Consider the following 10,659-nt stretch of genomic DNA (forward strand, 5'->3'; position numbering starts at 1 on the left):
GCCTGCGGGTCGCCCCGGTGCGCGGCGTCGTCCCGGCGGCTGTGACACAGGTCGATGCCGCCGGTGAACGCGACGTCCCGTTGCGGTGCGCCAGGGTGCCGCAGCACCACCAGCTTCTGGTGGTGCGAGCCGCCGCGGCGCACCCGCTGGTCGAGCAGCACCTCGCCGCCGGCCGCGCAGATCGCCTCGCTGAGGCTGCGGTTCTCTGCCTCGCTGTAGGACAGGGCGTCGAGGTGGGAACGCCAGACCAGGCCCTTGACCACCACGCCGCGCTGCGCGGCCCGAGCGAAGAGCTGTGCGACCGTGGGGCCGTCCGGGCGCATACGCTCGTCCGGGTCGCCCCGCCAGTCGGTGAAGAACAGGTGGTCGCCGGGGCCGAGCGCCGCCACCTCCGTGACCAGCCGGTCGAAGTACGCGGCACCGTGAATGAGCGGCTCGGCGAGGTTTCCCGACGCCCACACGGGTAATTCCGAGACCGGGTTGGCGCGTTCCCCAGCGGTGAGGAACCACTCCTCGATCGCCACGTTCCAGCCCCCCGAGGTCGACAACGTCCTCACGGTAGGTCCCCCGCCGGGCGTGCGCACGCCGGAGGCGATCCGCACGCGCCCACGGGGCGACCCACCGCATCCCTTGCGAATACGGACGCCGAGGAGGCACCAGCATGCCCGCCGAGACCACGAACTCCGTGACCGAGACATCGCCGCAGGTCGTGGAGAGCGAGCGGGGCGCGATCCTGGCGGTGTTGCTGATGGTGATCCTCGGGGTCGCCGGGATCTTCGCCGTCTCCTGACCCCGGGCCGGCCACCGGGTGCCCCGGTGGCCGGGCCGCCCGGTGCGGTCAGGGCCGCTCGCCCTGACCGCCGGTGTGCGGCACCCGCTCGGCCGGGACCACCCCGAGCCTGCCGGCCTGGAAGTCCTCGACGGCCTGGACCAGCTCCGCCCGCGTGTTCATCACGAACGGCCCGTAGTGCGCCACCGGCTCCCGAATCGGCTGGCCGCCCATGACGTAGAGGTCCAGCACGGGGGTACGCGATTCCTGCCGGCCGTCGGCGGTGACCCGCAGCGCGTCGCCGGCGCCGTGCACGGCGAGCTGGCCGGTGTGTACCGGTCGTCGGTCGGTGCCGACGGCGCCCCGGCCGCCGAGCACGTAGACCAGCGCGTTGAAGTCCGGCCGCCAGGGCAGGCTCAGCTCCGCGCCCGGCTGGAGCGTCACGTGCGTGATGGTGATCGGCGTGTGCGTCGACCCGGGGCCCTGGTGCCCGGCCACCTCGCCGGCGATGACCCGGATCAGCGCGCCGCCGTCGGGGGTGGTGAGCAGCGCCGCCTCCCGGCCCCGGATGTCCTGGTAGCGCGGGGGCTTCATCTTGGCCACCCGGGGCAGGTTGACCCAGAGCTGGAGACCGTGGAAGAGGCCGCCGCTGACCACCAGGTGCTCCGGCGGCGCCTCGATGTGCAGCAGGCCGCTGCCAGCCGTCATCCACTGGGTGTCGCCGTTGGTGATGGTCCCGCCGCCGCCCTGCGAGTCCTGGTGGTCCATGATCCCGTCGATCATGTAGGTCACCGTCTCGAAGCCGCGGTGCGGGTGCCAGGGGGTGCCCTTCGGCTCGCCCGGGGCGTAGTCCACCTCACCCATCTGGTCCAGGTGGATGAACGGGTCCAGCTCGGTCATCGGCACTCCGGCGAAGGCCCGGCGGACCGGGAACCCTTCACCCTCGTACCCGCTCGGAGCGGTGAGCAGGCGGCGCACCGGGCGGTAACTGGTGGTCTCGTCGAGCCGGGGCAGCTGGGGCAGGACGAGGACGTCCTCGACGGTGATGGCGGGCATCGCGGTCTCCTTCATTCGCTGGGGGTGGACGACGCGTCACGGTCGGCGCGCAGGCGCCGGCCGAGCCGTGCGAAGACCCGGGTCAGGGTGGCGACCTCGTCGTCGTCGAGGTCGTCCACCAGATGCCGGCGGACCGAGGCCAGGTGCCCCGGCGCGGCTTCCCGCAGAGCGAGCAGCCCGGCGGCGGTGAGCACGGCCTCGCTGCCCCGGCGGTCCTGCGGACAGGACTCCCGGGCGACCAGGCCGCGTCGCCGCATGGACGAGATCTGGTACGTCAGCCGGCTGGGGGAGAAGACCAGCCGGTCGGCCAGCTCTCCCATCCGGAGCCGCTGCCCCGGCGCCTCGGAGAGCAGGACCAGCACGTGGTAGTCGGCGAAGCTCAGCCCGCTGTCGGCGCGCAGGTCGTCCTCCAGGCGCGTGAACAGCCGCTGGCTCGCCTCGATGTACGCGCGCCAGCCCGCCATCCGCGCGCCGTCCAGACCCTCTGTCACAACTGCGAGAGTAGCACTCTTTGAAATTTCAACAATGTCCCTGAGTTCAGCGGTGATCAGTCGACGGGACACCCCCAGGCTTGGTAATCGGAATTTGAACCACCTTCCGCGCGCAGCGCCGGCGAAGGTGGTGCCGGTGTTCGGGTCGAGCTACCCGCGGGCGGGCTGCGCGCCGCCAGGGCCGCCGTTTACGGCAAAGCGCTGCTTCCCACTCATCGGAGACAACACCTTGCCGCATCCCGCACACCGATCCCGACCGATTCGAACCCGACCGACGCGGAGTCGGCCGCAGGACGTGACGCGTGATGAGCGATCTTCGGCTGTCTTTCGGTCCTCTCTGGTCAACTCGATGCCGGCGGGTGCCCGGCGCCCCCCGTTCGTCGGGCACCCGCCACACCGATGAGACCGAGGAGGAAATCATGCGGATCAGCGTCAAGACCGGGCTGGCATTCGCCGGAGTCGCCGTTGCCCTGGCCGTCGGCGGCGGCGCGGCGTACGCCGCCGGGGACACCGCCCCCAAGCCCGTCGTGCAGATCGTGACCGAAAGGGAGCAGGACGTCACCACCGGCGGCGCCGGGCAGCGGTGGTCCCGTGAGGACTGCCCGGGCAAGGACGGCGGGGCTTCGACCGCCCCCGGCACGGGCGAGTCGGGCCAGCCGGCCGCCCCGCAGCAGTCGACCACGCCGCAGGAGGCACTGTGACGGCAGCGCCGGTAGTGGCGAGCGAGGCCGAGGTCACCGAGGGCCTCGACCACACCCAGGCGGCCCGGCTGCTGGAACAGACCCTGTTCGAGGTGAAGCGGGTCATCGTCGGACAGGATCGGCTGGTGGAGCGGCTGCTCACCGCGCTGCTGGCGCGGGGGCACTGCCTGCTGGAGGGGGTCCCCGGAGTGGCGAAGACCCTCGCCGCGGAAACCCTGGCCGCCGCCGTGGGTGGCAGCTTCGCGCGCATCCAGTTCACCCCGGACCTGGTGCCGTCGGACATCCTCGGTACCCGGATCTACCGCTCCTCGCGGGAGAGCTTCGACATCGAGCTCGGGCCGGTGATGGCCAACCTCGTGCTCGCCGACGAGATCAACCGGGCACCGGCGAAGGTGCAGTCGGCACTGCTGGAGGTGATGGCCGAGGGACACGTCTCACTGGGCGGGCGCAGCTACCCGGTCCCGACGCCGTTCCTGGTGCTGGCCACCCAGAACCCGATCGAGTCCGAGGGCGTCTACCAGCTGCCCGAGGCCCAGCGGGACCGGTTCCTCATGAAGGTGGTGGTCGACTACCCCACCGACGACGAGGAACTGGGCATTCTCTACCGGATGGGTGGCGGACGACCGGCCGCCCGCCCGGTGCTCGACCCGGATCGGCTGGTGGCCCTGCAGGCGCTGACCCGGCAGGTGTTCGTGCACCACGCCCTGGCCGAGTACGTGGTCCGGCTGGTGCTGGCGACCCGGCAGCCGGCCCGGTTCGGGCTGCCGGACGTGGCGGGGCAGTTGGCGTACGGGGCGAGCCCCCGCGCCACGCTCGGGCTGGTGGCGGCCGCGCGGGCGCTCGCGCTGCTGCGGGGGCGCGACTACGTGCTCCCCGACGACGTGCAGGAGGTCGCGGTGGATGTGTTGACCCACCGGCTGGTGCTGTCCTTCGACGCGGTCGCCGACGGCGTCGACGCGGCCGCACTGGTGCGACGGTTGGTCGACGCGGTGCCGCTGCCGCAGATCGCACCGGCCCAGCACAACCAGGGCCCCGGTCTCGGAGCCGCCGCGTGAACGGGCACGGGGCGACCATCCGGCACCTCGCGCCGCAGCGGCGGCTGCGCCGACTGGAGCTGACCGTCACCCGCCGCCTGGACGGGCTGCTGCACGGCCGCTACCTCGGCCTGCTGCCCGGCCTGGGCAGTGAACCGGCGGGCAGCCGCGAGTACCGGCCCGGCGAGGACGAGGTGCGGCGAATGGACTGGTCGGTGACCGCCCGCACCACCGTGCCGCACGTGCGCACGGTCGACGCCGACCGGGAGTTGACCACGTGGACGTTGGTCGACGCGACGCCGAGCATGGACTTCGGCACCGCCGAGTTGGAGAAGCGGGAACTCGCGGTGGCGGCGGTGGCAGCGGTCGGGTTCCTGACCGCGGCCACCGGCAACCGGCTCGGCGCGCACGCGCTCACCCACGAGGGGGTTCGTCGCTTTCCGGCTCGCGCCGGCCGGATCCACCTGCTCGGCCTGCTGCGCACACTGCTGGACGTGCCGCGCGGGCTGCCGGCGGCGGCACCGGTTTCGCTCACCGACGGCATGGACGGACTGCGCCGGGCCGCCGCGCGGCGCGGCCTGGTCGTCGTGGTCTCCGACTTCCTCGACGGCCTGCCCGACGAGGGCATCAGCGGGGCGGCCGGCCCCCAACCGTCCTGGGAGCAGCCGCTGCGCCGTCTCGCCGCCCGCCACCAGGTCCTCGCCGTCGAGGTGTCCGACCCGCGTGAGCGGGAGCTGCCGGACGTCGGGCTGATCACACTGGTCGACCCGGAGAGCGGGCGGCGCCGTGAGGTGTCGACCGGCAGCCGCCGGCTGCGCGAACGGTACGCGGCGGCGGCGGCCGCGCAGCGGCTGGCGGTCGCAGGGGCGATCCGGCGCAGCGGCGCCGCGCACCTGCGGCTGTCCACCGACCGGGACTGGATCGCCGACATCGTGCGGCATGTGTTCACCCAGCGGCGGCTCGCCAGCGCCGCCCGACCGCCGACCGGAGGTGCCGCGTGACCTGGCAGTCCCCGGACCGGCTGTGGCTGTTGGCCGGGGTGGCGGCCCTGGCCGTCGGCTACCTGGTGCTACAGCGCCGCCGCAGCCGCTACGCCGTCCGATTCACCAACCTCAAGCTGCTGGACCGGGTCGCGCCGCGCCGCCCGGCATGGCGCCGGCATGTGCCGGCGAGCCTGTTCCTGGCGATGCTGGGGCTGTTGGTGGTCGGTTTCGCCCGCCCGACCGACGAGGTACGGGTGCCGCGCGAGCGGGCCACGGTCATCGTCGCGGTCGACGTCTCCCGGTCGATGCTCGCCACCGACGTCGCACCCGACCGGCTCAACGCGGCCAAGGACGCCGCCCGGGAGTTCGTCGACGGACTGCCCGAGGAGTTCAACGTGGGGCTGGTGGCGTTCGCCGGCAACGCGTCGGTGCTGGTCGCCCCGGACACCGACCGGGCGGCGTTGGCCGCGGGCATCGACCGGCTCGCCGACGGGGTGGCCGGTATGCAGGGCACCGCCATCGGCGAGGCGATCGACACCTCCCTGGAGTCGATTCGGACCCTGGACGCCCGGGCCGCCGAGGAGCCGCCGCCGGCGCGGGTGGTGCTGCTCTCCGACGGCGCCAACACCGCCGGCCGGGATCCGGAGCAGGCCGCCGCGGCGGCGACCGAGCTGGGTGTCCCGGTGGACACGATCTCGGTCGGCACCGCGGACGGCAGGATCGGCTCCGGGGGAGGCGGCCAGGCCGTGCCGGTCGACGGGCAGACGCTGCGCGCGGTCGCCGAGCAGACCGGCGGCGGCTACCACGAGGCAGGCAGCAGCGACGAGTTGCACGCGGTGTACGCCGACATCGCCTCATCGGTCGGCTACGAGAGCGAACGGCAGGACGTGTCCGCGCGGTTCATCGGGTTCGCTCTGGTCCTGGCGCTGCTCGCCGCCGCGACGTCGATGCTCTGGTTCTCCCGTCTGCCCTGACCCGTTCGAGTAAGGAGGCATCCGCGATGTCGATCACCCAAACCGGTCTCGGTGAGCCGCGCGGCCCGTGGTTCACCTCACCGGACCTCGTGCCCGGCACCGGCCCTGCGGGCGTACCACCGGGGGAGGCCCGCCCGGCGCGGGCACCGGCCGACCGGCGGTGGCCGCGGCTGCTGCTGGCGGGCCTGGCCCTGGTCGCGGTGTCGGCGGGTTCCGGAGGCGTCGCCGGCCACCTCGCCGCGCCGGACCCGCCGGCACCCGCCGGCCCCGTGCCGGCCGCGCTCCCGCCGCCCGGCCCCGCCGCGGGGGTACCGTCCGACCTCGTCGCCGCGGCGGCGCGGGCCCTGCCCGGGGTGGTCTCCGTGCGGGTGGGCGCAGGCGGCGGCTCCGGGTTCGTCATCGACGACCAGGGCCACATCGTCACGAACAACCACGTCGTCGCCGGAGGCGGAACCATCACCGTGGTCGGTCAGGACGGCCGCCGGTTGACCGCCCGCCTCGTCGGCCGGGACCCGGACAGCGACATCGCGGTGCTGCGGGTCGACGGGGCAGGCCGGCTGCCGGCGCTGCCGCTGGCGCCCGGGCAGGCCCGGGTCGGCGAGCCGGTACTCGCCGTCGGCTCGCCCCTGGGGCTCTCCGGCACCGTCACCGCCGGGATCGTCAGCGCGTTGGACCGCCCGGTACGCCTCGGCGGCGGCGCCCGGCAGGCCGCCGTGCAGACCGACGCCTCGATCAATCCGGGCAACTCCGGAGGCCCACTGGTCAACGCGCGGGGTGAGGTGGTCGGCGTGAACACCGCGATCGCCACGCTGGAGGGCGGCGGAAGCATCGGGATCGGCTTCGCGATCCCGGTCGAGCGGGCCCAGCGGGTGGCGGCGAGCCTCATCGCGAGAAGATAGGTTTCCGGTCATGCGGCTGCTCGTGGTGGAGGATGAGGAAGACCTGGCAGGCGCGCTGCGTGTCGGCCTGGCCCGGGCCGGGTACGCCGTCGACGTGGCCGCCGACGCCGCCGGGGCGTACGAGCTGCTGCTGGTCAACGCGTACGACCTCATGCTCCTCGACATCAACCTGCCCGACGCGGACGGCTTCGCCATCTGCCGGGCGATCCGCCGGGGCGACGTCGAGGTGGCCGGCGGGCGGGACCTGCGGGTGCTGATGCTCACCGCCCGCGGGACGCTCGGCGACCGGGTGCGAGGGCTCGACGAGGGCGCCGACGACTACCTGGTCAAGCCGTTCGCCCTGGCCGAACTGCTGGCACGGGTCCGGGCGTTGCTCCGCCGCGACACCGCCGGCACCGGCGCCGTGCTCACCGTGGGTGACCTGACCCTGGACGCGGCCCGGCACGAGGCGTACCTCGCCGGGCGGCGGCTGCGGCTCACGCCGAAGGAGTTCGGCGTGCTGGAGTACCTGATGACCCGCCCCGGCCGGGTGGTGCCCGCCGAAGAACTGCTCGAACACGTCTGGGACGCCAATGTCGACCCGTTCACCGAGACCGTCCGGGTCACCGTCGGCACGCTGCGTCGTAAGCTCGCCGACGGCGACCGCGACCCGCCCATCCAGACGGTGGTCGGGCGCGGCTACCGGTTGCGGGAGGCAGCATGAGGATCTTCCGGTCGATCCGGTTCAGGCTCACCGTGCTCTACTCGACGCTGTTGTTCGCGCTGGCCGGCGCCGGCCTCCTCGTGGCGTACGTGGCGGTGGACCGGGCGGTCGACCCGAAACCGGTCACCGAGCGCTACGAGGCGCAGCTGGTGAAGCTCAAGCGCGACGGGCGGGCGGTGCCCATCGGCACCACTATCGAGGTCGCGGCGGTTGAGCAGATCGAGAGCGAGGTCAACCTGCGGCTGATGGAGACGCTGCGGGACTACTCCCTGGTTGCGCTCGGCGGGCTGTTCGCGGCCAGCCTCGGCATCGGTTGGGTGCTCTCCGGGCGGGCCCTGCGCCCGGTGGGCGCCATCGCCCGCGCCGCCCGGGAGATCCAGGCGACGGACCTTTCCCGGCGTATCCGGCTCAGCGGCCCCCGCGACGAGTTGCGCGACCTCGCCGACACCATCGACTCCATGCTCGACCGGCTGGACCACGCGTTCCGGACCCAGCGGCAGCTCATCGACGACGCCTCCCACGAGCTGCGCAGCCCGCTGGCGATCATCCGCGCCCACCTGGACGCGTCGCTGACCTCGCCGGACGCCACGGACGAGGAGCGGGCGCAGGCGGTCGCCGCCGTGGACCGCACCACCACCCGGATGTCCCGCCTCATCGAGGACCTCCTCGCCACCGCCCGCCGCGACACCGACACCATCACCGACACCGACGTCGACCTGAGCGCCGTCGCCCGCGAGGCCGGCGAGGACGTCACCCCCCTCGCCGCCGGACGCGGGCTGCGTCTGCGGTATGCCCTCGACGGTGAACTGGTCTGCATCGGCGACCCGGACGCGCTGCGCCGCGCGGCGGGGAATCTACTGTCCAACGCGGTGCGGCTCTCCCCGCCCGGCGGGGCGATCACCGTCGCCACCGGGCAGGTCGGCGGATGGCTGTGGCTCGCCGTCGCCGACGAGGGACCGGGCATCGCCGAGGCCGACCAGGACCGGGTGTTCGACCGGTTCTGGCGCGGGGAGAGCGGCCGGGACTCCTCCGGTGGCCGGCGGACCGGCCTGGGCCTGGCGATCGTCCGGCAGATTGTCGAGTCGCACGGCGGGCAGGCAGCGCTCTTCTCCCGGCTGACCGCGGGCGCCACCTTCGTGCTCTGGCTGCCGGCCATCGACCGCGCCGACGACGACCCGCCCCCGGCCTCGTCGCCCCTGAAAGCCCAGCCCGTGCCGGCGGCGAGCGCCCAACCACCGGGCGTTGGTGCCGGGCAACAGTGAGTTGATCGTCTGGAGGGGACGGTCCGGGTGCTGGCGAGCGCTGGCTCCGGCGGGCTGTCCTGCGGATGGCGCAGTGGTCCCGACGCCGGCGGTCAATGTGCTCGAAAAGAACGAGGCCACTCGCCGACGGCGGTGGCACACTGTCCGCTCGTGGAACACGACCGACGGTCTCGTCCTCGGCTCGGTGTCGCTGCACCAGATCCGGGGCGAGGACGCCTCCGTCGGCTACTGGACGGTTGCTGCCGCCCGTGGCGCGGGTGTCGCCTCCCGGGCGGTGTCGGCCCTGACCCGCTGGGCCCTCGCCGAGCTGCGGCTGCACCGCATCGAGCTCTGCCACGCGGTGGCGAACCCCGCCTCCTGCCGGGTCGCCGAGCGCGCCGGCTACCGCGCCGAGGGCACCCTGGGGGAGGCGTACCGGTACGGCGATGGCCGCCGCCACGACGAGCACCTGCACGCCCGGTTGGCCACCGACGACTGACCGCCCCTGCCAGGGACGGACCGACCCCGACCGGTGCGAACGGCGGGAGCGGACCTGGCCGTCTCGCGGATGTTGCCGCCCATCGCAGGTGAGCGAGAACACGGAACCGGGGCCGGCGAGGGTGGCCTGACGCGCGACACCCCGACGCCGGGCGGCGCCGGGATGTCGCAGGGTCGCCTCAGCGGGCGGTCGCGCCGGTCGGCGTCAGGTGCATCCGGTCCAGCAGTTGACGCGCCTGGTCGGCCAGGTGAGCCTCCACGATCACCGCGTACTGCCCCGCCCGCAGCGAACTGGCCGAGGTGAAGTCGCGTTGACCGCCGGACATCGCGTGCGCCACCGCCCCGAACACGGCGCCCCAGATCGCGCCGATCACCAGCCCGACCAGGATCACCGCCAGCCAGTTGCCGACGGTGAAGATGCCGAACAGCAGGCCGATGAAGAGCCCGAACCAGGCTCCGGTGCCCGCGCCGAGCAAGGCGGCCCGGCCGGTGGTGAGCCGGCCGAGCACGGTCTCCACCAACGTGAGGTTCGTCCCCACGATCGCGGTGTGCTCCACCGGGAAGCGGTTGTCCGCCAGATAGTCCACCACCCGCTGTGCGGACGGATAGTCCGGGTACGAGCCGATCGTCACGGTTGGTGTCTCCGCCTGTGGGCCGTGGCCGTCGCCCCTGGACGGGGTCGGCCGTCCGGCCGGGCCGGACGGGAGGTTGTCGCCGCCCGGCATCCCGGGACGCCAGGTGGCGGTCGGGGCTGAGGGTCTGGTCATCTCGTCCTCCTTCGTCAACCACAGATGTTCCCGGGGCGTGGCCGGATAACCCGGGCCGGTCGAGGAATGCCGCCGCGCCGCCCGGGGGTAGCAGCGACCGTGGACAGGGCAGCGTTCACCCCCGCCGGCCCGGCTGCGGTTCCGGACAGGGCTCGTCCGGCCCGGGAACACCCGGACCGGACGAGTGGCGTCCGTCAGGAGCAGGCGGTGCCGTTGAGGGTGAACGCCGACGGCGTGGGCAGCGTGCCGCCGGTGAAGGTGCCCTGCCAGCCGACGCTGACCGTGCCGCCGGCCGGCAGGTTTCCGTTCCAGGCGAGGTTGCGGACGGTGACCCGGTCGCCGGACTGGCTCCACTCTCCGTTCCACCCGTTGCTCAGCCGGACCCCGGCCCCCGGGTGGAAGGTGAGGGTCCAGCCGGTGATCGCGGCGCCCCGGTTGGTGATCCGGATGTCCGCGGTGAAGCCACCGGACCAGGAGTTCGGGGTGTAGGTCACGGCGCAGCCACCAGCCGGCGGCGGGGTGGTCGTGGGGGGCGTCGTGGTC

Annotated in this window: 12 protein-coding genes and 2 pseudogenes; 9 read left to right on the forward strand and 5 right to left on the reverse strand. The window is 73.7% G+C overall.

Annotated features, from left to right (window positions below; all coding sequences use genetic code 11):
- Positions 1-524 (reverse strand): annotated as a pseudogene (locus tag E1193_RS25730) (phospholipase); the annotation flags it as partial.
- 137 nt (positions 525-661) lie between these two features.
- Here E1193_RS25730 and E1193_RS33855 point away from each other — a divergent pair.
- A complete protein-coding gene (locus E1193_RS33855) occupies positions 662-790 on the forward strand; it encodes a hypothetical protein (RefSeq protein ID WP_279433393.1) in 129 nt (42 codons plus the stop codon).
- Between the two features lie 48 nt (positions 791-838).
- On the opposite strand, the gene E1193_RS25735 is transcribed toward E1193_RS33855, so the two are convergent.
- Positions 839-1,825 carry a pirin family protein gene (locus tag E1193_RS25735; RefSeq protein ID WP_132185769.1) on the reverse strand — a complete coding sequence of 329 codons (987 nt, stop codon included), beginning with the start codon at positions 1,823-1,825 and terminating at the stop codon, positions 839-841.
- An 11-nt stretch (positions 1,826-1,836) separates the two neighbouring features.
- Positions 1,837-2,316 carry a MarR family transcriptional regulator gene (locus E1193_RS25740; protein WP_132185770.1) on the reverse strand — a complete coding sequence of 160 codons (480 nt, stop codon included), beginning with the start codon at positions 2,314-2,316 and terminating at the stop codon, positions 1,837-1,839.
- Positions 2,317-2,735: 419 nt separating this feature from the next.
- Between E1193_RS25740 and E1193_RS25745 the strand changes: the two genes are divergently transcribed.
- The 8 genes and pseudogenes from E1193_RS25745 (at position 2,736) to E1193_RS25780 (ending at position 9,350) form a co-directional block, all read left to right on the forward strand.
- Positions 2,736-3,017, forward strand: coding sequence for a hypothetical protein (locus E1193_RS25745; RefSeq protein ID WP_132185771.1), 282 nt, complete (start codon positions 2,736-2,738; stop codon positions 3,015-3,017).
- A 77-nt stretch (positions 3,018-3,094) separates the two neighbouring features.
- Positions 3,095-4,072: pseudogene (locus tag E1193_RS25750) on the forward strand (MoxR family ATPase); the annotation flags it as partial.
- Positions 4,069-5,052: a DUF58 domain-containing protein gene (locus E1193_RS25755; RefSeq protein WP_132185772.1), complete on the forward strand. Its 984-nt coding sequence runs from the start codon at positions 4,069-4,071 to the stop codon at positions 5,050-5,052. The pseudogene E1193_RS25750 and the gene E1193_RS25755, both read left to right, overlap by 4 nt.
- Positions 5,049-6,008, forward strand: coding sequence for a VWA domain-containing protein (locus E1193_RS25760; RefSeq protein ID WP_132185773.1), 960 nt, complete (start codon positions 5,049-5,051; stop codon positions 6,006-6,008). The genes E1193_RS25755 and E1193_RS25760 overlap by 4 nt, the downstream gene beginning before the upstream one ends.
- A gap of 26 nt (positions 6,009-6,034) precedes the next feature.
- Positions 6,035-6,907: a trypsin-like peptidase domain-containing protein gene (locus tag E1193_RS25765; RefSeq protein WP_132185774.1), complete on the forward strand. Its 873-nt coding sequence runs from the start codon at positions 6,035-6,037 to the stop codon at positions 6,905-6,907.
- A 10-nt stretch (positions 6,908-6,917) separates the two neighbouring features.
- Positions 6,918-7,610, forward strand: a complete 693-nt coding sequence (locus E1193_RS25770) for a response regulator transcription factor (protein WP_132185775.1) — start codon at positions 6,918-6,920, stop codon at positions 7,608-7,610.
- A complete protein-coding gene (locus tag E1193_RS25775; RefSeq protein WP_132185776.1) occupies positions 7,607-8,872 on the forward strand; it encodes a HAMP domain-containing sensor histidine kinase in 1,266 nt (421 codons plus the stop codon). Before E1193_RS25770 ends, E1193_RS25775 begins: the two co-directional genes overlap by 4 nt.
- 73 nt (positions 8,873-8,945) lie before the next feature.
- Positions 8,946-9,350 (forward strand): GNAT family protein, encoded by a 405-nt coding sequence (locus E1193_RS25780; RefSeq protein ID WP_243707898.1) that lies wholly within the window; start codon positions 8,946-8,948, stop codon positions 9,348-9,350.
- A gap of 178 nt (positions 9,351-9,528) precedes the next feature.
- Here E1193_RS25780 and E1193_RS25785 read toward each other — a convergent pair whose 3' ends face one another.
- Together E1193_RS25785 and E1193_RS25790 are read right to left on the reverse strand one after the other, a co-directional pair.
- Positions 9,529-10,116, reverse strand: a complete 588-nt coding sequence (locus E1193_RS25785; RefSeq protein ID WP_132185778.1) for a general stress protein — start codon at positions 10,114-10,116, stop codon at positions 9,529-9,531.
- A 194-nt stretch (positions 10,117-10,310) separates the two neighbouring features.
- On the reverse strand, positions 10,311-10,659 hold a 349-nt coding region (locus E1193_RS25790; protein ID WP_207922863.1), incomplete at its 5' end, for a cellulose binding domain-containing protein.

The organism is Micromonospora sp. KC606 (genome assembly GCF_004348675.1).
GTDB lineage: Bacteria > Actinomycetota > Actinomycetes > Mycobacteriales > Micromonosporaceae > Micromonospora.